This is a genomic window from Streptomyces sp. NPDC045998, from assembly GCF_056430285.1.
This window is the reverse complement of record NZ_JBWKLJ010000001.1, coordinates 432,977-455,777: the sequence shown is the minus strand read 5'-3', so window position 1 is coordinate 455,777 and position 22,801 is coordinate 432,977. Positions and strand designations below refer to the sequence as shown.

Sequence of the window (22,801 nt, the reverse complement as noted above, 5' to 3'; positions counted from 1 at the left end):
CGTCGTCGTTCCCCCTCACGGCCCTCACAGGCCCAGTCCGGCGGTGAGCAGCTCCACGAAGCCGACGTCCTCCCTCGCGACGCCGAACACCTCGGCGCGCTGGAGGGTCCGCTCGGCCCAGGCGCGGTGCGGCTTCACCTCGTTCATCTTGTTCGTGTACGCGGAGCGCAGCACTCCGCCGCCGCCCCGCTCCGGCCGCAGGATGTCCTGCGCGTCGCTGAACTCCTCGTGGCTGACGACGGACAGCGCGTGGACCGGCATCACATGCGACGGGTGGATGCAGGTCTTGCCGAGCAGGCCGTTGGCGCGGTCCAGTTCGATCTCGCGCAGCAGTCCGTCGAGGTCGTGCTCGATCAGCGCGGTGCGCAGCTCGTCGGCGCGCTGCTCCATGAAGGGGCTGCGGCGCAGCTGTGGCTTGAACATGCGCTCGCCGAGCCGGAAGTACTCCCACACCGGCCCGGTGATGGTGAAGCCGGTGCCGTCGGAACGGCCCAGCACGTTCACCACGTCGCCGATCACGCCCGCGACGATCTGCACGTCGTACGCGGTCATGTCGGGCGAGCGGCGCAGCCCGTACGCGGAGCAGAAGTCGGTCACGCCCAGCCGCAGTGCCAGCACCCGGTCGCGGTACTTGTCGACGATCCGGCCGATGCCGGTCAGCGTCTCGGCGCGGGTCTCCAGGTGGAGCAGCTCGGGGGATTCGAGGACGGGCATGGCGAAGAGCCGCCGCCCACTGGCGGACTCGGCGTCCGTGAGCGCCTCCAGGAACGCCGCGCCACGCTCCTCCGTGAACTTCGGTAGTACGAATCCGGACAACAGTCGGCCGGCCTCGCCGAGCCGCCGTACGAGGTCGGATATCTGCGCGGGCTCGCGGACCCGGACGAAGAGCAGGGGTGTTTCCGCGCCACGCGCGTGAAGGTCGGTGAGCTGCCGGACGAGGTTCTCCTCAGCCCCTTCCACCTCACCGTCATCAATGGAATCCTCCAGGCACAGCACCATCGACACGACCCCGCGCCCCACCTGTTTCAGTACGTCGTCGGCGAGGTGCGGACGCGTGGCAGGGCTGTAGAGGGTGGCCCCGAGGGCCGCCGCCAGGAGTTTCGCCGGCGAGTCCGCGGTGAACTCGCACGGCTGCCGGTGGAAGAGTCCGGCCCGGGCAGCGGACGGGATGTGCCCGAAATGACGCATATAACTCCCCGAACTGCCCTGAGGGCCGCGATGACATGTGGCCGGTAATAGTACGTAGAGACGGGTGTCGTGGGTTCCCCGCCGTCATGAACTTCAGGTAACTCGTCTGCTTATCGCCCCCGTATGCGTCCGCACTCCCCCGCCCCCCGCGTTGTCCGGCCCGTGGGACGCCAGGCAGGATGGCGGGCATGACGCACGCCATGCTGAAGGGCTCGAACGTCCCGCTCGACGCCGCGGCCGTACGGGCCGTACTGTGCTGGACCCCCGGTCCCGGGGTCCCCGACGTGGACGCCTCCGCCCTGCTGCTCGGCACCGACGGGCGGGTGCGTTCGGACGAGGACTTCGTCTTCTACAACCAGCCGCGCCATCCGTCGGGCCTGGTCAGACGGTTGTCGAAGAAGCGCGTGGCCGAGGGTCTGACCGACACGGTGGAGGCCGACCTGTCGGCGCTGGACGCGTCGGTGGACCAGGTGGTCCTGGCGGCGTCGTCGGACGGGGACACCTTCGACCGCGTACGGGATCTGCGGATCCTGCTGTACGACGCGGGCGCGGGCGCGGCCGGGGAGCCGCTGGCCGTCTTCGAGGTGAAGCCGGAGACGGGCGAGGAGACCGCGATCATCTGCGGTGAGCTGTACCGGCGCGGGGATGGCTGGAAGTTCCGGGCGGTGGGGCAGGGATATCCGACAGGTCTGATCGGCCTCGCGACGGCGTTCGGGATCTCGGTGGACGAGGAGGAGCCGGCGGGTGCGGAGCCGGCGGCGCCGGGCGAGCAGCCGGAGCCCCGGGCGACGACGCCGGAAGCGGCGGCGGCGTCCGCGGCGGCACCCACCCAGGTGCAGACACCCGCGCCCTCGTCGGCGCCCAGCGCGCCTCCGGTGCCGAACGCGCCCCCGGCTCCCACCTCGCCTCCGGCGTACGGCTATCCGCAGCCCGGCTCGGCGCAGCCCTCCTACGGCTACCCCCAGCCGTCTTCGGCCCCGGCCGCGGCTCCGGCCCCGGATCCGGCGTACGGGTATCCGCAGCCCGGCTCGGCGCCCGCGCCGCAGCCCGCGTACGGCTATCCGCAGCCGGCCGCCGCCGCGGCCCCCGCGCCGGACCCGGACTTCCGGCTGCCGCCGATGGGGCCGCAGTTCGTCCGGAGGTGACGTGCGTGACGTGCGTGACCTGCGTGGCGTGTGTGACCTGGCGGTGATGTGCGCGGCGCGCGGCCTCAGACCTTGCCGGCCTTGAAGCCGCGCCCCCATTGCAGACCCCACCCGTACAGCCGGTCCAGTTCGGCCTGGAAGCCGTACACGAACCGCACCTCTCGCCGTACCGTCAACTCACCCTTGACGTTCTCCAGCAGGAACACCGCGCAGGAGCGGGCCTGCGGGGCCCGCTCGTCGAGCTCTATCTCGATGCGCGGGCCGTTGCTCGGGTAGAGCGTCATCGTGGCGTGCGTACGGTCGAACGCCGGCGTCTGGTCGTAGATGTAGACGAAGAACAGCAGCCGCTTGATCGCGTCGCGGTGGTCCAGGTTGACGAAGATGGTCTCGCCGGACGGCGCACCGAACCGGTCGTCGCCGCTGAGCTTCACGTACGGCGCCGAGTTGAGGTCACCGAAGAAACCGCCCAGCGGCTGGACCACGCCCTTGCTGCCGTCGGCCATCTCCCACAGGCAGCCGATGTCGAGGTCCACATTGGCCACGCCCTGGGTATGGGCCTGGACCACCTCCGGTTTGAAGAGCTTGGAGGGGTTGCGCAGCAGCCGGCCGCTCTGCTTGGAGCGGCCCTCGATGTCGGAGGTGCGCATCCGCCAGGAGAGGTTGACGCGCAGGTTGCCCGTGGCGGCGCCCTGCTTGGTGAGCGAGACGGACGGACGCCGCTTGGTGAGGTCGATGGAGTTCGTCGCGGCGCTGCCGGAGTCGAACTGCGCCGCGTTGTTCCGCCACAGGTTGTCCCAGAAAGCCATGCCCCGCCCCTCGTCGCTTCTCCTGACGTACGCCGCGGGGCGGCCGGGAGCACCCGGCCGCCCCGCTCAGAGCGTTCCTCGTTGCCGAGGTCGTCACACTCCGGACGAGACCTCGGCCTTCTTGTCGTCCGGTCCCGCTCCTCCTTCGGCCGCCAGCCGCTTGTTGCGGCGGACGGAGGAGAGGAAGGAGGCGGCGATCAGGAACACACCGATGGTGCCGGTGATGAGCTCGCTGATCTCGTGCTGGATCGTGATGAGCAGGATCACGGCGAGGGCGCCGATGGCGTAGTGCGCGCCGTGCTCCAGGTAGACGTAGTCGTCCAGCGTGCCCTGGCGGACCAGGTAAACGGTGAGCGATCGGACGTACATGGCGCCGATGCCGAGGCCGAGCGCCATCCAGAAGATGTGGTTGGTGATGGCGAAGGCGCCGATGACACCGTCGAAGGAGAAGGACGCGTCCAGCACCTCGAGGTACAGGAAGAGGAAGAAGGCGGCCTTGCCGGCCAGGCCGACCGCCGAGACCGGCTTGCCCTGCTGCTTGGCCTTCTCCTCCTCCTCGTGCTCGCGCTCCTCTTCTTCCTCCAGCTTGTTCTCGAAGTAGCCCGAGAGACCGCCGACCACCAGATACGTGATCAGTCCGGCGACGCCGGAGAGGAGCACCGTGGCCGACTTGTCGACGTGTCCGGTGCTGGTGTGCGCCTGGGTGGCGAAGGTGATGGCGCTGAGCAGGAGCGCGATGAGCGCGATGCAGACCGACAGCATGTCGACCTTGCCGAGCTTGGCGAGCGGGCGCTCCAGCCAGCCGAGCCACTTGTGGTCACGGTCCTCGAAGATGAAGTCGAGGAAGATCATCAGCAGGAACATGCCGCCGAAGGAGGCGATCGCGGCGTGCGCGTCGGTGACGAGGGCTTCGTACCGATCGGCATCATCCATGGCCAGCTGGACCGCTTCGATCGGACCGACCTTGGCGCTGATGGCGACGATGACGACGGGGAAGACCAGCCGCATGCCGAAGACCGCGATCAGGATGCCGATCGTCAGGAAGATCTTCTGCCAGAAGGCGTTCATCTTCTTGAGGATTCCGGCGTTGACGACCGCATTGTCGAAGGACAGCGAGATCTCGAGGATCGACAGGATCAGTACGACCCCGAACGCCTCCCACCCCCACTGCCAGGCGGCGAATGCGAGGCCGAGCGCCGTGACGGCGAACGACCAGCCGAAGGTTTTCAGAACCACTGGCTACCCCATCGTGTTTTAAGTACGGGTACGGGACTCCCCCGCGCCGTGCGCGCCGGGTTTTGAGCCGACCCGGAGCAGTGCTTTAGGAAACATTGACCCCGAAGTCTAGAGCGATGCCCCGGAGCCCCGACGCATACCCCTGCCCCACCGCCCTGAACTTCCACTCGCCGCCGTACCGGTACAGCTCGCCGAAGATCATCGCGGTCTCGGTGGAGGCGTCCTCGCTGAGGTCGTAGCGCGCGAGCTCCTGGCCGTCGGCCTGGTTGACCACGCGGATGAAGGCGTTACCGACCTGGCCGAAGGTCTGGCCACGCTGGTCGGCGTCGTGGATCGAGACGGGGAAGATGATCTTGTCGCAGTGGGCGGGCACCTGCGAGAGGTTCACGATCAAGGACTCGTCGTCGCCGTCCCCCTCGCCCGTCAGGTTGTCACCGGTGTGCTCGACGGAGCCGTCGGGGCTGGTGAGGTTGTTGTAGAAGACGAACCATTCGTCGCCCAGCACCCGGCCGTTCTGGCAGAGCAGCGCGCTGGCGTCGAGGTCGAAGGGCGCTCCGGTGGTGGAGCGCGCGTCCCAGCCGAGCCCGATCAGCACCTGGGTGAGGTTGGGTGCGGCCTTGGAGAGGGAGACGTTGCCTCCCTTGGCGAGCGTGACGCCCATGACGGTGGTCCTCCCCTGAGGTGTACTGCCGTGTACTGCCTGTACTGCCGTGTACTGCTCGATGAGGCACGTCCGGCGCCGCACGCGGGAAGCGTGCGGCGCCGGACGAGACTGCGCGGCGGGTGTCGCCGCGGGCTCAGACGTTGACGCCGAAGTCCTGTGCGATGCCGCGCAGGCCCGAGGCGTAACCCTGGCCGACGGCACGGAACTTCCACTCGGTGCCGTGGCGGTACAGCTCGCCGAAGACCATGGCGGTCTCGGTCGAGGCGTCCTCGCTGAGGTCGTAACGGGCGATCTCGGCGCCGCCGGCCTGGTTCACGACGCGGATGAACGCGTTGCGGACCTGGCCGAAGGACTGCTGGCGGTTCTCGGCGTCGTAGATCGACACCGGGAAGACGATCTTGGCGACGTCGGCGGGCACGCCCGCGAGGTTCACCTTGATCTGCTCGTCGTCGCCCTCGCCCTCACCGGTGAGGTTGTCACCGGTGTGCTCGACGGAGCCGTCGGCGCTCTTGAGGTTGTTGAAGAACACGAAGTCCTGGTCGTTACGGACCTTGCCGTCCTCGCCGGTCAGGATGGCGCTGGCGTCGAGGTCGAAGTCCGTCCCGGTGGTGGTGCGGACGTCCCAGCCCAGACCGACGGTGACGGCCGTCAGGCCCGGGGCCTCCTTGGTCAGCGAGACGTTGCCGCCCTTGCTGAGGCTGACTCCCACGAGTCCCTCCATTGGTTTCCAGGGGCAGCGCCCCCGTCGTGCGTTGGCATCGGATCAACGACTGGATCCTAGTGACCGGTTCCCGAGACGAGCAGGCTCTTGGCCTGAAGAGTTCAGAGGGTGTCGAGCGCCTTGATGTACTCGTTCAGGTCACGGGCGTCGGGCAGGGCGTTGACGACGGTCCAGCGCACCACGCCCTCCTTGTCGATGATGAAGGTGCCGCGCACCGCGCAGCCCTTCTCCTCGTCGAAGACCCCGTACGCGCGCGACACCTCGCCGTGCGGCCAGAAGTCGGACAGCAGCGGGTACTCCAGGCCCTCCTGCTCGGCGAAGACCCGCAGCGTGTGGATGGAGTCGTTGGAGACGGCCAGCAGCTGGGTGTCGTCGTTGACGAAGGCCGGCAGCTCGTCGCGGAGCGCGCAGAGCTCGCCCGTGCACACGCCGGTGAAGGCGAACGGGTAGAAGAGCAGCACCACGTTCTTCTCGCCGCGGAAGTCGGAGAGGCGCACGGTGCGCCCGTGGTTGTCCTTCAGCTCGAAGTCGGGGGCCTTGGTGCCGACGGTGATCGGCTCAGCGGCACGGGTCGCCTCGATCGTCATGAAAACGCAATCCCTTCCAGTGGGCATCCGGTGGCATCCCGGCGGCTTCCGGCGGCCCGGTGGCTGCCGGCGAGCGCGGGCGGGCCGGGCGGGGCTCCGGCCGGGTCCACCCTACGCACAGGGCCCCCGGCCGACGGTGTCGGCGGGGGCCCTGAGAGCTCTCGAGTGAGTCGGCGGGGTCAGCGCTTGGTGCTGGTCTTGGCCGCCTTCGGCGTGATCAGCCGACTGCCGGTCCAGTCCTTGCCCCAGCTGATGCTCCGGGTCTGGGAGAGGCCGGCGGTCTGGGCGGCCTCATTGATGTCGCTGGGCTCGATGTAGCCGTCCCGGCCGGTCTTGGGCGTCAGGAGCCAGATCTCCCCACCCTCGTCGATCAGACCGATGGCGTCCACCAGCGCGTCCGTGAGGTCGCCGTCCTCGTCACGGAACCACAGCAGCACGACGTCGGCGACGTCGTCGTAGTCCTCGTCGACGAGTTCCTGGCCGGTGACGGCCTCGATTGCCTCACGGAGCTCCTGCTCGACGTCATCGTCGTAGCCGATCTCCTGGACCACCTGTCCGGGCTCGAACCCCAGCTTCGCTGCCGGGTTGGTCCGCTCCTCCGCGTGGTCCGCGGTCGCGCTCACGGCTTGCCTCCTGATCGTGTTTTTGGAAAATGCTTCGGCCGCGCGCGTACGCGAGGCGTTGGCCGTAGTCCACACGTGCTGGGCGGATCGCGCAAGTACCCGGCGGCCGAGACCGCCGAAACGGTGACTTTTGGGGCCGTCTCGCCCCAACTCCAGGTACCGCTCCACCCGCGCCCGTCATGCAACCGCGGCTCTTGACCCACTTTAGGGGCTTCTGCTCCCTCCTGGCGCCCGCAGAGGATCGATCATCCCGCCGAACGCAGGGCCGAATCGGGCGTAAGGTTGCGATTCACCCCGGATCTTGGTCCGGGACTCCCCCCGGGGTTACCTCACAGTAGAGATGACGTTTGCCTCCACGGGGTAGACGATGGTGGCGGCGCGACCGTACTACCGGCCCTTCCCCGTAGGCTCCACCGACCAGAAGGAACAGCGTGGCTTCCGGATCCGATCGCAACCCGATCATCATTGGCGGCCTTCCCAGCCAGGTCCCGGATTTCGATCCCGAAGAGACCAAGGAATGGCTGGACTCGCTCGACGCCGCCATCGACGCACGCGGCCGTGAGCGGGCCCGCTATCTGATGCTGCGCCTCATCGAGCGGGCCCGCGAGAAGCGCGTGGCCGTGCCCGAGATGCGCAGCACGGACTACGTGAACACCATCGCCACCAAGGACGAGCCGTTCTTCCCCGGCAATGAGGAGATCGAGCGCAAGATCCTCAACGCCACCCGCTGGAACGCCGCGGTGATGGTCTCCCGCGCCCAGCGCCCGGGCATCGGCGTCGGCGGGCACATCGCCACCTTCGCCTCCTCCGCGTCCCTCTACGACGTGGGCTTCAACCACTTCTTCCGTGGCAAGGACCAGGGCGACGGCGGCGACCAGATCTTCTTCCAGGGGCACGCGTCGCCCGGCATCTACGCCCGCGCGTTCCTGCTGGACCGGCTGACCGGGACGCAGCTCGACGGCTTCCGCCAGGAGAAGTCGAAGTACCCCGACGGCCTGTCCTCGTATCCGCACCCGCGGTCGATGCCGGACTTCTGGGAGTTCCCGACGGTCTCCATGGGCCTGGGTCCGATCGGCGCGATCTACCAGGCGCGGATGAACCGCTACATGCACGCGCGCGGCATCGCCGACACCTCCAAGTCGCACGTCTGGGCCTTCCTGGGCGATGGCGAGATGGACGAGCCGGAGTCGCTCGGCCAGCTGTCGATCGCCGCCCGCGAGGGCCTGGACAACCTGACCTTCGTCGTCAACTGCAACCTCCAGCGGCTCGACGGCCCGGTGCGCGGCAACGGCAAGATCATCCAGGAGCTGGAGTCGCAGTTCCGCGGCGCCGGCTGGAACGTGATCAAGCTGATCTGGGACCGCTCCTGGGACCCGCTGCTGGCCCAGGACCGCGACGGCGTGCTGGTCAACAAGCTGAACACCACGCCCGACGGACAGTTCCAGACGTACGCCACGGAGACCGGCTCGTACATCCGGGAGCACTTCTTCGGCGGCGACCACCGGCTCCGCGCGATGGTCGAGAACATGACCGACCACCAGATCCTGATGCTGGGGCGCGGCGGTCACGACCACCGGAAGATCTACGCGGCGTACAAGGCGGCCGTGGAGCACCAGGGCCAGCCGACCGTGATCCTGGCGCAGACGGTCAAGGGCTGGACGCTCGGCCCGAACTTCGAGGGCCGCAACGCCACGCACCAGATGAAGAAGCTGACGGTCGACGACCTGAAGCGCTTCCGCGACCGGCTGCACCTGCCCATCGCCGACAAGGAGCTCGAGGACGGGCTGCCGCCGTACTACCACCCGGGCCCGGAGTCCGAGGAGATCCAGTACATGCACGACCGCCGCAGGGCGCTGGGCGGGTACGTCCCGACCCGTGTCGTGCGGGCGAAGCCGCTGGCGCTGCCGGACGACAAGGCGTACGCGGCGGTGAAGAAGGGCTCGGGGCAGCAGTCGATCGCGACGACGATGGCGTTCGTCCGCCTGCTGAAGGACCTGATGCGGGACAAGGAGCTCGGCAAGCGGTTCGTGCTGATCGCGCCCGACGAATACCGCACGTTCGGTATGGACTCCTTCTTCCCGAGCGCCAAGATCTACAACCCGCTGGGGCAGCAGTACGAGGCGGTCGACCGCGAGCTGCTGCTCGCGTACAAGGAGTCGCCGACCGGTCAGATGCTGCACGACGGCATCTCGGAGGCCGGCTGCACGGCCTCGCTGATCGCCGCCGGGTCGGCGTACGCGACGCACGGCCAGCACCTGATCCCGGTGTACGTCTTCTACTCGATGTTCGGTTTCCAGCGGACCGGCGACCAGTTCTGGCAGATGGCCGACCAGCTGTCGCGCGGTTTCGTTCTGGGCGCGACCGCTGGGCGTACCACGCTGACCGGCGAGGGCCTGCAGCACGCCGATGGGCATTCGCAGCTGCTCGCCTCGACGAACCCGGCCTGTGTCGCGTACGACCCGGCATACGGCTACGAGATCGCGCACATCGTCAAGGACGGTCTGCGCCGGATGTACGGGGAGTCCGCCGAAGGCACAGCGGGTGAGGACGTCTTCTACTACCTGACCGTCTACAACGAGCCGATCCAGCACCCGGCCGAACCGGCGGACGTGGATGTCGAGGGCATCCTCAAGGGCCTGCACCGCATCAGCGCCGGTGCGGCGGGCTCGGTCCCGGCGCAGATCATGGCGTCGGGCGTCGCCGTGCCGTGGGCACTGGAGGCGCAGCGGATCCTCGCGGAGGAGTGGAACGTCCGCGCCGACGTGTGGTCGGCGACCTCGTGGAACGAGCTGCGCCGCGATGCCGTCGCGGTCGACCAGCACAACCTGCTGCACCCGGAGGAGGAGCAGCGCGTCCCGTACGTGACGCGCAAGCTGTCCGGCGCGGAGGGGCCGTTCGTCGCCGTCTCCGACTGGATGCGGTCGGTTCCGGACCAGATCGCGCGCTGGGTCCCGGGCCCGTACACCTCGCTCGGTGCGGACGGCTTCGGCTTCGCGGACACCCGGGGGGCGGCGCGGCGGTACTTCCACATCGACGCGCAGTCGATCGTGCTGGCGGTGCTGACCGAGCTGGCGCGGGCGGGCAAGGTGGACGGTTCGGCGCTGAAGCAGGCCATCGACCGCTACCAGCTCCTCGACGTCTCGGCGGCCGACCCGGGCGCGGCGGGCGGCGACGCGTAGGCACCCCGGCGAACGCCCCGGCGAACGCTCCGGCGGTAGGTGCCCCGGCGGTGGGTGCCCCGGCGGTCGGTGCGGGGGGACTGCGTCTCCCCGCACCCGCCTAGCATTCCGGACATGAACGAACGCTGGGAGGCGCGCACCCAGGCGCCGCTGCTGGGGCTCGCCGTCGCGTTCGGCGTGGCCTACGCGATACCGATCGTGGCGCCCGACGCCGCCCCCTGGGTCCACCAGAGCTGTCTGGTGGTGGAGTGGGTGGTGTGGGGCGCCTTCGCCGTGGACTACGTCGTACGGCTGGTGCTGGCGCCGGAGCGGTGGCTCTTCGTGCGCCGCCACCCGCTGGACCTGGCCGCGGTCCTGCTGCCGCTGATCCAGCCGCTGCGGCTCCTGAGGCTGGTCTCCACCCTGCTGTTGGTCGGGCGGCGGGCCCGGATGGCGCCGCAGATCACGCTGACCACGTACGTGGCCGGCGCGGTGGTGGGACTGATGATGTTCGGCTCGCTGGCCGTGCTGCACGTGGAGCGGGACGCGCCGGACGGGAACATCAAGACGCTGGGTGACGCCGTCTGGTGGTCGTTCACGACGATGACCACCGTCGGGTACGGCGACCACGCGCCGACGACCGGGCTCGGCCGCGTGCTGGCGGTGGGACTGATGCTCTCCGGCATCGCCTTGCTCGGTGTCGTCACCGCCAACATCGCAGCGTGGTTCATCTCCCGCTTCGAGCGGGACGACGCGGAGGAGCGCCGCCAGACGGCGCTCCTCGAAGCCCTGACGCAGGAGGTCAAGGACCTGCGAGCGGAGGTCGCCCGCCTGTCGGCGGGCGTCCCGCCCCAGCGCCACGCCCAGGCACCCTCCGATCGGCCTTGAGGTCCCGCGCCGCGCGATCCGGCCCGGTCCGCCGCCACGTCCGGCCGCGTGACCGGGGGTTCCACGCGCTGGGGTCCGGGTACCCCGGCTCATGATTCCCAGACCTTGAAGGCCCGTACTTGGTACGGGGATTCGGGCACCCAGGTCCCGCCGCCCGGATACGTCTCGAATTCGCCGGTCTCCGCACACTCGGCCGACTGGTACGTGGTGACGGGCCGTCCGGTGCGGTTGGCGACGGCGGTGGCGGTGGTGCCCGCGGGGAGCGGGACGCAGCTGTCGATGTCGACGCCGGTCAGCTCGTACGTCTGCCGGCCGCCGCGGAAGTCCTGCTTCGGCCACAGGCACAGCTGGCCGGTGTCGCATGGTCCGAGCCGCGGTGCCACGGCGGGGGCCGCGGGGGCGGTGGTGACGGTCGCGCCGGCGCTGGCCGGCAGGGCGAGCCCCGCCGCGCACGCGGCGAGCGCGGCGGCGGTGGAGGTGAGCAGGACGGTGGCGTAGGTACGCATGACGGGTCCCCCGTTACGTGTCGTGACGATCACTTGGCTATAGCGTGACGCAGAGTGATCGCGGGGCGGAAGGGGGCCCCGCCGCATTCACCCGATCGTGTGGCCGACCGCCGCGGGACACACCGCGGGCCCCGGCAGACGTGTGCTGCCGGGGCCCGAAGCCACCACATTGCTAAACCACACCGCTAAGCCACACCGATAGACCGCACCGGTAAACCGCACCGGTAAACCGCACCGATGAGTGGGGAGCGGCGGTGTCAGATGTGGGCGGCGCCCGCGCCCGCTTCGGCGTTCTCGCCGCGCTTGGTCAAGGTCGCGACCAGGGCCGCGACGACCGCCACCAGGCCGGCCACCGTGAACGCCATGCCCATGCCCGACATGAAGGTGTCGTGGATGACCCCGCCGATCCGGTCGGCCATGTCCGGCGTCATACCGGGCGCCTTGGCCAGCTCGGACGGGACCATGCCGAACTCCGCCGCCTCCTCCAGCCGCGGGTCCGGCGGGACCGGGATGCCGGCGGCCTTCCAGTTGCCCGCGAACTCGGCGCTGACCTTGGAGGACATCACCGCACCCAGCACCGCCGTACCCAGCGCGCCGCCGACCTGCATCGCGGCCTGCTGCAGACCACCGGCCACGCCGGAGAGCTCCAGCGGGGCGTTGCCGACGATGACCTCCGTCGCGCCCACCATGACCGGCGCGAGTCCGAGGCCCAGCAGGGCGAACCACAGCGACATCGCGAGCGTGCCCGTGCCCGGCGTGAGCGTGATCATGCCGAACATGGCCGCGGCGGTGCAGACCATGCCGCCGACCAGCGGGACGCGCGGTCCGAACTTGGTGATGAGGGCGCCCGCCAGCGGCGAGGAGACGATCATCATCGCGGTCAGCGGCAGCAGGTGCAGTCCGCTGTCGACCGGGCTGAGCCCCTTGACGCCCTGGAGGTAGAACGTCACGAAGAAGAGGCCGCCCATGAAGGCGAAGGCCATCAGGACCATCAGCACGACACCCGCGGAGAGCGGGACGGAGCGGAACATGCCCAGCGGGATGAGAGGTTCCTTGACCTTCGTCTCCCAGACGGCGAAGAGCGCGAAGAGGACCACGGCGCCGAGCATGCAGAGCCAGGTGTTGCGTCCGCCCCAGCCCCAGGACTCGCCGGCCTTGATGAGACCGAAGACGAGCGACCCCATGGCGCCGGACAGCAGCAGGATGCCGACGACGTCGAACGACCGCGGGGCGTTCTCCGCCCGGTGGTCCTTGAGGATCAGCACGCCGAGCACGAGGGCGACGACGCCGACCGGCACGTTGATGAAGAACACCGACTGCCAGCTGACGTGCTCGACCAGCACGCCGCCCAGGATCGGGCCACCCGCGGTGGACGCGCCGATGACCATGCCCCAGATGCCGATGGCCATGTTCAGCTTCTCGGCCGGGAACGTGGCGCGCAGCAGGCCGAGCGCGGCCGGCATGAGCAGCGCGCCGAACAGGCCCTGGAGCACACGGAAGGCGATCACCAGGGCGATCGAGTCGGACATCCCGATCGCGGCGGACGCCCCCGCGAAGCCCGCGATACCTATGAGGAAGGTCTGGCGGTGGCCGAAGCGGTCACCGAGCTTGCCGGCCGTGATGAGCGCGACGGCGAGCGCGAGGAGGTAGCCGTTGGTGATCCACTGGACGTCGGCGAGCGACGCGTTGAGGTCCCGCTGGATCGCGGGGTTGGCGATGGCGACGATCGTGCCGTCGAGCGCGACCATCATCACACCCACGGCAACAGCGAAGAGAGTTAGCCATGGATGGCCGCGCAGCCCCTTACCAGGTGCCCCTGGGGAGCCCTGGCCCTGCGGGCCCCCCGGACCCTGCGACGGCGTCTTGACGGTGGTCTGACTAGTCATACCGGGAGGCTAGTGTCAGCGACTGACAATTGACAAAGCAATTCACACGCCGGTAACTGTCATATCGCTCACAGGTACCCTGAGCTGGTGAAAGTGTCGAGACAAGGGCCATCAAGTGACGGTTGAGCAGCCGCCCGTCGTGGGGTTGCGCGAGCGGAAGAAGCAGCGCACTCGGGACGCCCTCGTGCGCGCCGCGCTGGAGCTCTTCACCACCCGGGGGTACGAGCGGACCACCGTCGACGAGATCGCCGCCACCGTGGACGTCTCGCAGCGCACCTTCTTCCGCTACTTCGCCAGCAAGGAAGAGGTCGCCTTCGCCGTCCAGCACATGGTCGAGCGGCACTTCGTGACCGCGCTGTGCGACCGCCCCGCCCACGAGGCCCCGCTCGACGCCCTCCGCAACGCCCTCCTGTCCGCCTGGGACACGATCGAAGAGGCCATCACCGAGGTCGTCCCGGTCGAGCTGTACCTGCGCACCTTCCAGGTGATCGAGTCGACGCCCGCGCTCCTCGCCGTCCATCTGCGCCGCTCCATCGAGATGGAGGAGAACATCGCCCGGCTCATCGCCGACCGCGAGGGGCTGGACGTGGACGCGGATCCGCGGCCGCGCGTCGCCGTCGCCGCGTTCAGCGGCGTCATGCGGATCACCGGCCAGTTGTGGGGCCGCGGGGAGGACGCCTCCCTGGAGGCGATCCGCGCCCTCACCGAGTCCTACCTCGACCACCTGGGCCCGGCCCTCGCCGGCGCCTGGCGCGACCCGGCCCGCTCGGGCGCGCCTGCCTCGTAGCCGGACGCGCAGAACCGTGGCGTACGCCTGGACCGTGGCGTACGCCTGGACCGTGGCGTACGCCTGGGCCGTGGCCTACGCCTGGGCCGTAGCGGGTGCGTACGCCGTCGGAGCCGGGCGCGCCGTCGCGTGCGCCCGGGCGCAAAGGTGCGCGGGGTGCGCACAGTGGGTGACCGCGCTTCCCCGCTTTCCCTCCCCTAAGCGTGATCTGCGTCACCCGTTTCGCGAGGCCCCACGCGCTTCTCCTAGGGTGTCCCGCAGTGACTTCCTTCGACTCCTCTCCCACGCTCACCGTCTGGCGCACTTTGCTCGCTCTCGCGGTGGTTTTCATCCTCCTCATGACCACCGGCTGGACGGCGATACGCCCCCAGGGGGCGCCGGGAGAGCCGCGCGAGGCCGCGCTCGCCGCATGGCGGAATGGCCGGATCGGTACCCTTGAGCTGCCCGACCCCGAGGCGCCGCCGGGCGTGATCGCGGCGTTCTTCCGGGCGCTCAAGGCCCCGCAGCGCGACCAGCTCGCCGCCGAGCACCCCCTCGTCGTGGGCAACCTCGACGGCGCCCCCGTCACGCTGCGCTACCGCGCCAACCGCTACGCCCTCGGCCGGGCCCTCGACGTCGAGCGCAAGCGGGCGGCGGACAGCCGCCTGTCCGCCGCCGGGCATCAGGAAGCCCTGCGCCGCGCGCACCGGTTCACCTCCCTCATGGGCGACGGGCGCCAGATCCTCTCCTTCGACCCGTCCGGCAAGGGCCGCGTGGCCGAGGTCTTCGGTGACCTCGACCGCGCCGAACGCGTCTCGGTGATCGTGCCCGGGGTCGACACCAACCTGATCACCTTCCAGAAGAGCGCCCGCAAGTACACCGCCCCCGTCGGGATGGCCCAGTCGCTGTACGCCGCCGAACGCGCCGCCTCCCCCACCACCCGTACCGCCGTCATCGCCTGGGCCGACTACACCTCGCCCGTCGGGGTCGGCATGGACGCCGCCACCGGTCGGCTCGCCGCCGACGGCGCGGTGCGGCTGGTGTCGATGACCGGCGCGCTGCCCGGGGACTCGCGGGTCTCGCTCTTCTGCCACAGCTACGGCTCCGTCGTCTGCGGTGTCGCCGCGCGCCGCCTGCCCGCGCGCGTCTCCGACGTCGCCGTCGCGGGCAGCCCCGGCATGCGTGCCGAGAGCGCCGCCGCCCTCGGCACCCGCGCCCGCGTGTGGGCCATGCGCGACGCCGACGACTGGATCGCCGACGTGCCGTACCTGGACGTCGGCGGGCTGGGCCACGGGGCCGACCCGGTGGCGCCGGAGTTCGGCGCGCGCGTGTTGTCGGCGTCCGGTGCCGTGGGCCACGCCGGGTACTTCGAGCCGGGCACCGAGAGCCTCGAGAACTTCGCGGCGATAGGCGTCGGCGCGTACGACAGCGTCAGCTGCGCGGGCGGCGGCAGCGGCAGTGGCAGTGGCGAGAACAGCCACAGTGACGGCAGCGACGCCAGCGACGCGCGAGACGACGGCGACAGCGGTGGCGGACGCGGCGGACGTGGCGCCGACGACGCCTGCCGCAGTGGAATCTCCGGTTCGAGCGCCGCCTGACGCGCGTAGAGGCGCGCGCAGTGTGGCGCACATCGGAACTTTCGAGGGGCGACGCGCGGGCGCACGCCGCATACGATGAGGCGCATGGGTGATGTGCTGGCCGGAATTCATGCTTCCTGGGAGTTCGAAACCGACGCCGTGCTCATCCGCTTCGAACGGGGGATACGCGCACCGAAGCTCTTCCAGACGCTGCGCGAACGACGCATTCCCCACGAGGCGTTGGCGTCGGTGACCCTCTCCCCGGGCAAACGCGGCACCGTCGTGCTGCACGCGGTACCGAGACCGGGCGCCGATCCGCTGATGGAGGCGGCCGCCGGCCAGCTGAAGGAGGGCATCGACCCCTATCGGCTCGTCCTGCCCGCCGACCGCGAGACCCTCGCCGAGTACTACGCCGACGAACTGCGCGCCCAGCTCGGGCCGCGCGCGGGCGAACCCGCCGAGCGGTTCCTGGTGGCGGCCCCCGAGGCGCCGCTCCAGTTCAAGGCGTACGACGGGAAGGCGTCCTTCGACGGGAGCCAGGTGGCGTTCCGGTGGTTCTGGACCGGGGCCTCCTCGGCCAAGTGGAAGGCCGGCGACCAGTCCTTCTCTGTACGGGAGCTCTCCGGCGTCGAGTGGCGCTCGCCCGATGTCCTGGACGGTTACCTCCGGCTGCTGCGGCGCGGCCACACCCCGGAGCCCCAGGCGGACCAGGACCCCGCCGCCGTCGTCTTCGGCCTCGGGTACGGACCCGTGCACGAGTCGCTGCCCTTCGCGGCGGCGGTGCTCGCGGCGGTACGCGACGGAGGTCGGGACGGGAGCAGGGACGGTTCCGCGGCCGTGGGCCCGGCGACCGTGCCCGTGCCCGTGCCGGTGACCGTGGGAGCCGGGCGGCGCGACCCGGCGGACATCGCGGAACGCATCCGGCACCTGGGGGAGCTCTACCAGGCGGGGCTGGTGACCGACGAGGAGTTCACGGCGAAGAAGGCGGAGCTGCTGGCGGAGCTGTGAGGCACGGCGGGGCTCTGAAGCATGGCGAAGCTCTGCGGCATGGCGAGGGGTTCTGAGGCACGGCGGAGCTGTGAGGCATGGCGGAGCTGCACCGCCGGGCCTGGACACACAGGCGTCAGGCATGGGCACGACCACTCGATACTCCGGTGGGCGCGCCGCCTGATACCCCGGTATGACGCGGCCGCACACACCGCTGCCTAGGCTGATCCGTCATGCCCACCCTCCCGACGCCCTCCCCCTCCCCCTCTCCCCCTCCCTCATCCGCGCCCAAGCCCCCACCCCCGCCCCCACCCCGGCTGCGCGACGCCGCGCGCGCGTCGCTGCATGCGCTCGGGACCGCGCTCATCACCCCCACCCGGCCCGGCGCGCCGCTGTTCGCACAAGCCGGGGCGTCGTGGCTCCGCCGACTCCCGTACGCCGTCGCCCTCGTGTTCGTCGCGGTGCTGCTGCCCGTGACGGCCACCGTCCTCGCCCAGAACTACGAGCTGAACGGCGCGCTCGCCGGAGCCCTCGCCACCGCCCAGACCGCCCCGCTGCTGCTCGCCGTGGGCCGGCCGCTGCAGGCCTGGTGGATCATCGGCGCCGCCGACGTGGCCGGCGCGCTGCTGGTGCTCGGCGCGGGCCAGGCGACGGGGCGGCTCTGGCCGTGGACGCCGATGGTCGTGGTCGGCTACCTGGTGCTCATGGTGGCCGTGGGGTTGCGCGAGTCGCGGCGCACGCTCCTCGGCGTGTGGCTGGTGACGGGCGCGGCCGGATTGGCCTTCGAGCTGGTGTCGGAACAGCGGGCCGACGCCGTCCACCTGCTGCTGTTCATCCTGACCGGGGTGGTCCTGCTGCTGACGGGGACGCTGCGGGAACGCCGCGACGCGCAGCGGCGGCTGGCCGAGCAGGAGACGATCAGCGAGGCCGAGCGCGCCCGGCGCACGCTGCTGGAGGAGCGGGCCCGGATCGCGCGCGAGCTGCACGACGTGGTGGCCCACCACATGTCGGTGATCACGGTGCAGGCGGACTCGGCGCCGTACCGGATCGAGGGGCTCCCCGAGGCGGCGCGCGAGGAGTTCACGACGATCGCGGCGTCCGCGCGCGAGTCGCTGACGGAGATGCGGAGGCTGCTGGCGGTGCTGCGCAGCGACGGCCGGGAGGGAGGGGACGGTACGGAGGGTACGGGCGCGGGCGCGGGGGTCGAACGGGCTCCGCAGCCCGGGCTGAACCGGCTCCAGCAGCTCGTCGAGGCGACCGTACGGGCCGGGGTGCCGGCCGAGTTGTCGCTGCCGGCGGCCTCGGCGCTCGGCCCCGTACCGCAGGCGGTGGACCTTTCCGCGTACCGGATCGTGCAGGAGGCGCTCGCCAATGTGGTGCGGCACGCGCCCGGGGCGCCGACGCGGGTGTCGGTGACGTCGGCGGACGGCTGGCTGACGGTACTGGTGGTCAACGGCCCGCCCGGGGACCCGATGTCGTCGGCGCAGGGTCGGCGGGGTCCCGTGGAAGCGCCCGGGAGCGGCACCGGGCACGGACTGGTCGGCATGCGCGAGCGCGTACGGTTGACGGGCGGCACGCTGGACACCGGGCCGCTGCCGGACGGGGGGTACCGGGTGGCGGCCCGCATGCCCCTGAGCGTGAAGGAGCATGTGTGACCATCCGCGTGATCATCGTCGACGACCAGGCCATGGTGCGGGCGGGGTTCGCCGCCCTGCTGTCGGCACAGCCGGACATCGACGTCGTCGGCGAGGCGGCCGACGGGCGGGCGGGCGTCTCCGTGGCCCGTTCCACGCACCCCGACGTCGTCCTGATGGACGTGCGGATGCCGGAGATGGACGGGCTGGCGGCGGCACGCGAGGTGCTGAACCCGCCGCCCGGCGTGGACGTCCACCGCCCGAGGGTGCTGATGCTCACCACCTTCGACGTGGACGACTACGTGTACGAGGCGCTGCGCGCCGGGGCGTCCGGCTTCCTGCTGAAGGACGCCCCGCCGGCGGACCTGATCGCGGCGGTACGGGTGGTGGCGGCGGGCGAGGCGCTGCTCGCGCCCTCGGTGACGCGCCGTCTGATCGCCGACTTCGCCGCGACCCGGCCCGTCCCGCGCCGGAACCACTCCCTCCGCCTGAACGGTCTGACGCCCCGTGAGACGGAGGTCCTGGAGCTGATCGCCCGGGGCCTGTCGAATCAGGAGATCGCGGGCCACCTCCTCCTCGCCGAACAGACGGTGAAGACGCACATCGGCCGGGTGCTGTCCAAGCTCGACCTGCGGGACCGGGCGCAGGCCGTGATCTTCGCGTACGAGTCCGGGCTGGTGACCCCCGGCGACGCGCACCGCTGACCACCCAGCACCCAGCACCCAGCACCCACTGCCGACGCCGGCACCCCGTACCCCGGTATCACCCCGCGGTTGGCTCTGCGGGGTGACGCTCCGGTCGGTCCCGCGCCCCTAGCTTCCTCCCGCCGGACAGGGCGAAGGAAACAGAGGGGGGGCGCGATGCGCCGGTACACGAAGACGTACGCGAAGACGCGCACGAAGACCCGCACGAAGAAGCGCGCGAAGACGCACCGGAAGACGCACGGGAAGGCGTACAAGAGGGCCGCGATCACCGCCGTGCTGGTGCTGGCCGCCGTGGCCGGGACCACCGGGTGGGCCACCGGAGGGGCCGGCGGCGGACAGCAGGCCGTGACCGGGCCACCGCCGGGTACGGCCGCGTGGCGAGCGGATACGTCGCTGGGGCGGGAGCTGCCCGACCCGGCCACGGCGACCCCCGCGCAGGTGGCCGCCTTCTTCGGCGGGCTCGGCGCCGCGCAGCGGCACGACCTCGCGCGGCGCCACCCGGGCGTGGTGGGCAACCTGGACGGTGCGCCCGTGGCCCTGCGGTACGAGGCGAACGCCCTCTCCGTACGCCGTGACGCGAGGTACGCCCGCCTCGCCGGGCGGCAGATCCTGGCGTTCGACCCGCGCGGCCGCGGCCAGGTCGCCGAGGTGTACGGGGACCTGGCGCGCAGCCGGCACGTCGCGGTCATCGTGCCCGGCTCGGACATCGACGCGGGGACGTACGACCGGGCCACCGACCCGTACGGCACGCCCGCCGGGATGGGCAAGCAGCTGCGCGGGGCGACCACGGACACGGCCGTCATCGCCTGGACCGGGTACACCACGCCCGTCGGCGTCGGGCTGGACGCCGCCACCGGCGACCTCGCCGAGGCCGGGGCCGAGCGGCTGGTCCGGCTGACCGACGGACTCGCGGCCATCGGCGCTCCCGAGCCCGCCGTGTTCTGCCACAGTTACGGCTCCGTCGCGTGCGGCCTGGCCGCCGAGCGGCTCACGGCGAAGGACCTCGTCGTGCTCGGCTCCCCCGGCATGCGCGCCGAGAACGTCGCCGACCTCCACACCACGGCCCGCGTCTGGGCCGCCAAGGATCCGTCGGACTGGATCGACGACGTCCCGAACGTCCAGGTCCTCGGGGTCGGCCACGGCCCCGATCCGGCCGACCCCGCCTTCGGCGCCCGAGCCGTGCCCGCCGCCGACGCGGACGGCCACACCGGTTACTTCGCGCCCGGGACGCGGTCGCTGCAGGCCTTCGCCGCCATCGCCGAAGCGGACGCGGACGCGGACACCAACACGGACACGGACGCCATCACGGACGCGGACGTGAAAGGGGACGGGGGGCGCGCGCGATGAGCAGGCTCCTCGACCTCGCCGCGCGCATCGAAGCGCGCACGCCCGCGCATCGCGACCGCGCCATCGACGGGTTGCGCGCCCTCGCCCTCCTCGCCGTACCCCTCGGGCACTGGCTCCTCGGCGGCTTCACCCTCGACGGTGACGGGGGCCTGCACAACGCCAGTCCCCTCACCGCCTTCGGGTTCTTCGCGCCCGTTAGCTGGGTGCTGCAGATGCTCGGCATCTTCTTCCTGGTGGGCGGCTACGCGTCCGTCCTGTCGTACCGCAGGCGCACCGGCTCGGCGGCCGCGTGGCTGCGGGGGCGGCTCGCCCGGCTCGGCCGGCCGGTGCTCGGGGTCGCCGCCGTGTGGGCGGTGCTGCTGCCGGTGCTGTACTCCGTCGGCGTGCCCGCCGCCACGCTGCGCACGGCATCGACGCTGGTCGTCCAGCCGCTGTGGTTCGTGGGGGTGTACGCGGTCGTCACCGCCCTCACGCCCTTCTGCGTGCGGGCCGCGCGCCGCCTCGGCGCCTGGGCGGCGGCGCCGCTGCTCGGCTGGGTCGCCGCCGTCGACCTCCTGCGCTACGGGCCGTACGCCGATGCCGACGCCGACGCCGTGGCGTCCTGGCTCGGCATGCTCACGATCCTCCCCGGCTGGCTCTTCGCGTATCAACTGGGCGTCTCGTGGGGCGAGCAGCGGCTCGTCCGGCGGCACGCGTGGGGGCTGCTCCTCGGCGGGGCGGGGCTCTTCGCGGTGCTGCTCGCCTTCTTCGACTACCCGGCCTCGATGGTCGGCGTGCCGGGCGAGGCCCGTACCAACTCGCACCCGCCGTCGCTGCTCGTCCTCGCCCTCGCCGCCGCGCAGAGCGGCGCGGCGATCCTGCTGCGCGACCGGCTGGACGGGTTTCTGCGGCGGCCCGCCCTGTGGGCGCCGGTCGTGGTCGTCAACCTCTCGGCGATGACGATCCTGTGCTGGCACCAGACGGCGATGCTCGCCGCGGCCGTACCGGTGTCCCTCACCGCGGGCACGCTGCCGGGCCTGACGGCCGCGCCCGACACCCTCGGCTGGGTCGGGGCGCGGCTCGCCTGGCTGCCGCTCTTCGCCGGGCTGCTCGTCGTCATCGGGCGGTACGCGCGCGGCTTCGAGTCGCCGTGGACGAGGGCCGGCACAACCCTCCGTACGGCGGCGGCGCTGCTCGCGGCCGGGTTCGCGGTGTTCGCACTGAACTGACCGCGCGCCCCGGCCGCCTGCCCCGGCCGACCAGCCCTCTCAGCCGATCGGTCCTCTCGGCCGACCAGCCCTCTCGGCCGACCAGCGCCCTCGGACGGCTAGCCCTCGCGGGCGGCCGACGTGAACGTCATGTCGGCGTAGCGGTCCCCCGCCACCCGCTCGGCGATCGGCTCCAGCAGCTCCAGCTCCTCGGCGCCGAGTGTGATCCGGGTGGCCGCGGCGTTCTCCAGCAGGCGGGCCCGCTTGCGCGTGCCGGGGATGGGCACGACGGTGAGGCCGTGCACGGACGCCCGGTGCTGCACCCACGCGAGCGCGACCTGAGCCGGCGTCACCCCGTGCGCCTCGGCCACCTTCCGTACCGGGGCCAGCAGATCGGCGTTCCGCTGGGCGTTCTCGCCGGAGAAGCGCGGGTGGCTCTTGCGGAAGTCGTCGCTCGACAGGTCCTTGACCGCGTCGACGAACACCCCGGCCAGGAAGCCCCGGCCGAGCGGCGAGTACGGCACGAACGCCACGCCCAGCTCGGCGGCCGCGCCCACCGCGCTGCGCTCCACGTCGCGGCTGAACAGCGACCACTCCGACTGCACCGCGGCGATCGGGTGCACGGCGTGCGCCTCGCGCAGCTCGGCGCCGGTCACCTCGCTCAGGCCCAGGTACTTGACCTTGCCCTCCTTGACCAGTTCGGCCATGGCGCCGACGGTCTCGGCGAGCGGCACGGCGGGGTCGCGGCGGTGCATGTAGTAGAGGTCGATGACGTCGACGCCCAGGCGGCGCAGGCTGCCCTCGACGGACGACCTGATGTACGCGGGGTCGTTGCGGATGCCCCGGTACGTCGGGTCGTCGGTGCGTACGATGCCGAACTTCGTGGCCAGCGTGATCTCGTCGCGGTGCGCGGCGACGAACGGCGCGAGGAACTCCTCGTTCGCACCCCGCCCGTAGACGTCGGCGGTGTCGATGAGGGTGACGCCCGCCTCCAGCGCGGCGTCCAGGGTGTCACGGGCGGCCGCCTCGTCGGTGGCGCCGTAGAACTCGCTGATGCCCATGGCACCGAACCCCTGGACACCGATCTCGGGGCCGTCCGCGCCACCCAACCGTACGGTGGCGATCTTCTCGATGCTGCTGTCGCTATTGCTCTTGCTGGCGCTGTTGTTGGTGCTACCGGTGCTGCTCATC

20 protein-coding genes are annotated in these 22,801 nt (G+C 71.2%); 10 read left to right on the top strand and 10 right to left on the bottom strand.

The genetic code is table 11. From position 1 onward, the window contains the following. Positions 1 to 24: 24 nt before the first annotated feature. Complete coding sequence (locus AC07FJ_RS01985; protein ID WP_479044280.1) at positions 25 to 1,188, bottom strand: HpcH/HpaI aldolase/citrate lyase family protein; 1,164 nt, start codon at positions 1,186 to 1,188, stop codon at positions 25 to 27. A gap of 188 nt (positions 1,189 to 1,376) precedes the next feature. On the opposite strand from AC07FJ_RS01985, the gene AC07FJ_RS01980 reads away from it, so the two are divergent. Further along, positions 1,377 to 2,333: a TerD family protein gene (locus AC07FJ_RS01980; RefSeq protein ID WP_479044277.1), complete on the top strand. Its 957-nt coding sequence runs from the start codon at positions 1,377 to 1,379 to the stop codon at positions 2,331 to 2,333. 65 nt (positions 2,334 to 2,398) lie between these two features. On the opposite strand, the gene AC07FJ_RS01975 is transcribed toward AC07FJ_RS01980, so the two are convergent. The 6 genes from AC07FJ_RS01975 to AC07FJ_RS01950 all read right to left on the bottom strand — a co-directional run bounded on the left by AC07FJ_RS01975 (position 2,399) and on the right by AC07FJ_RS01950 (position 6,970). After that, complete coding sequence (locus AC07FJ_RS01975; protein WP_479044275.1) at positions 2,399 to 3,139, bottom strand: TerD family protein; 741 nt, start codon at positions 3,137 to 3,139, stop codon at positions 2,399 to 2,401. Between the two features lie 93 nt (positions 3,140 to 3,232). Then, on the bottom strand, positions 3,233 to 4,375 hold the full coding sequence (locus AC07FJ_RS01970) for a DUF475 domain-containing protein (RefSeq protein ID WP_479044272.1): 1,143 nt from the start codon (positions 4,373 to 4,375) through the stop codon (positions 3,233 to 3,235). A gap of 85 nt (positions 4,376 to 4,460) precedes the next feature. Further along, positions 4,461 to 5,036, bottom strand: coding sequence for a TerD family protein (locus AC07FJ_RS01965; protein WP_361414019.1), 576 nt, complete (start codon positions 5,034 to 5,036; stop codon positions 4,461 to 4,463). Between the two features lie 136 nt (positions 5,037 to 5,172). Continuing rightward, positions 5,173 to 5,748 (bottom strand): TerD family protein, encoded by a 576-nt coding sequence (locus tag AC07FJ_RS01960; protein WP_361414016.1) that lies wholly within the window; start codon positions 5,746 to 5,748, stop codon positions 5,173 to 5,175. A gap of 113 nt (positions 5,749 to 5,861) precedes the next feature. After that, entirely contained in the window at positions 5,862 to 6,347 is a 486-nt protein-coding gene (locus AC07FJ_RS01955) for a peroxiredoxin (protein WP_361414013.1), read from the bottom strand. Positions 6,348 to 6,526: 179 nt separating this feature from the next. Further along, entirely contained in the window at positions 6,527 to 6,970 is a 444-nt protein-coding gene (locus tag AC07FJ_RS01950; protein ID WP_468295690.1) for a DUF3052 domain-containing protein, read from the bottom strand. 431 nt (positions 6,971 to 7,401) lie between these two features. Between AC07FJ_RS01950 and aceE the strand changes: the two genes are divergently transcribed. Beyond that, positions 7,402 to 10,149 (top strand): pyruvate dehydrogenase (acetyl-transferring), homodimeric type, encoded by a 2,748-nt coding sequence (gene aceE, locus AC07FJ_RS01945; RefSeq protein ID WP_479044267.1) that lies wholly within the window; start codon positions 7,402 to 7,404, stop codon positions 10,147 to 10,149. Positions 10,150 to 10,263: 114 nt separating this feature from the next. Next, positions 10,264 to 11,016 (top strand): potassium channel family protein, encoded by a 753-nt coding sequence (locus AC07FJ_RS01940; RefSeq protein ID WP_361414004.1) that lies wholly within the window; start codon positions 10,264 to 10,266, stop codon positions 11,014 to 11,016. A gap of 89 nt (positions 11,017 to 11,105) precedes the next feature. Here the strand turns inward: AC07FJ_RS01940 and AC07FJ_RS01935 are convergent, their stop codons facing one another. Together AC07FJ_RS01935 and AC07FJ_RS01930 are read right to left on the bottom strand one after the other, a co-directional pair. Further along, on the bottom strand, positions 11,106 to 11,522 hold the full coding sequence (locus AC07FJ_RS01935) for a peptidase inhibitor family I36 protein (RefSeq protein ID WP_479044265.1): 417 nt from the start codon (positions 11,520 to 11,522) through the stop codon (positions 11,106 to 11,108). 257 nt (positions 11,523 to 11,779) lie between these two features. Then, a complete protein-coding gene (locus AC07FJ_RS01930) occupies positions 11,780 to 13,408 on the bottom strand; it encodes an MFS transporter (RefSeq protein ID WP_479044263.1) in 1,629 nt (542 codons plus the stop codon). 115 nt (positions 13,409 to 13,523) lie between these two features. On the opposite strand from AC07FJ_RS01930, the gene AC07FJ_RS01925 reads away from it, so the two are divergent. The 7 genes from AC07FJ_RS01925 to AC07FJ_RS01895 all read left to right on the top strand — a co-directional run bounded on the left by AC07FJ_RS01925 (position 13,524) and on the right by AC07FJ_RS01895 (position 21,631). Further along, entirely contained in the window at positions 13,524 to 14,195 is a 672-nt protein-coding gene (locus AC07FJ_RS01925) for a TetR/AcrR family transcriptional regulator (RefSeq protein ID WP_479044261.1), read from the top strand. Positions 14,196 to 14,455: 260 nt separating this feature from the next. Next, complete coding sequence (locus AC07FJ_RS01920) at positions 14,456 to 15,772, top strand: alpha/beta hydrolase (protein WP_479044258.1); 1,317 nt, start codon at positions 14,456 to 14,458, stop codon at positions 15,770 to 15,772. An 84-nt stretch (positions 15,773 to 15,856) separates the two neighbouring features. Then, positions 15,857 to 16,759, top strand: coding sequence for a DUF4429 domain-containing protein (locus tag AC07FJ_RS01915; protein WP_479044255.1), 903 nt, complete (start codon positions 15,857 to 15,859; stop codon positions 16,757 to 16,759). A gap of 212 nt (positions 16,760 to 16,971) precedes the next feature. Beyond that, positions 16,972 to 18,393: a sensor histidine kinase gene (locus AC07FJ_RS01910; protein ID WP_479044253.1), complete on the top strand. Its 1,422-nt coding sequence runs from the start codon at positions 16,972 to 16,974 to the stop codon at positions 18,391 to 18,393. Next, a complete protein-coding gene (locus tag AC07FJ_RS01905; protein WP_479044251.1) occupies positions 18,390 to 19,076 on the top strand; it encodes a response regulator in 687 nt (228 codons plus the stop codon). The genes AC07FJ_RS01910 and AC07FJ_RS01905 overlap by 4 nt, the downstream gene beginning before the upstream one ends. Positions 19,077 to 19,232: 156 nt before the next feature. Next, on the top strand, positions 19,233 to 20,423 hold the full coding sequence (locus tag AC07FJ_RS01900) for an alpha/beta hydrolase (RefSeq protein ID WP_479044249.1): 1,191 nt from the start codon (positions 19,233 to 19,235) through the stop codon (positions 20,421 to 20,423). Beyond that, a complete protein-coding gene (locus tag AC07FJ_RS01895) occupies positions 20,420 to 21,631 on the top strand; it encodes an acyltransferase family protein (RefSeq protein ID WP_479044247.1) in 1,212 nt (403 codons plus the stop codon). The genes AC07FJ_RS01900 and AC07FJ_RS01895 overlap by 4 nt, the downstream gene beginning before the upstream one ends. A gap of 98 nt (positions 21,632 to 21,729) precedes the next feature. Here the strand turns inward: AC07FJ_RS01895 and AC07FJ_RS01890 are convergent, their stop codons facing one another. Then, positions 21,730 to 22,800, bottom strand: a complete 1,071-nt coding sequence (locus tag AC07FJ_RS01890; RefSeq protein WP_479044244.1) for an aldo/keto reductase — start codon at positions 22,798 to 22,800, stop codon at positions 21,730 to 21,732. Position 22,801: the final 1 nt, after the last annotated feature.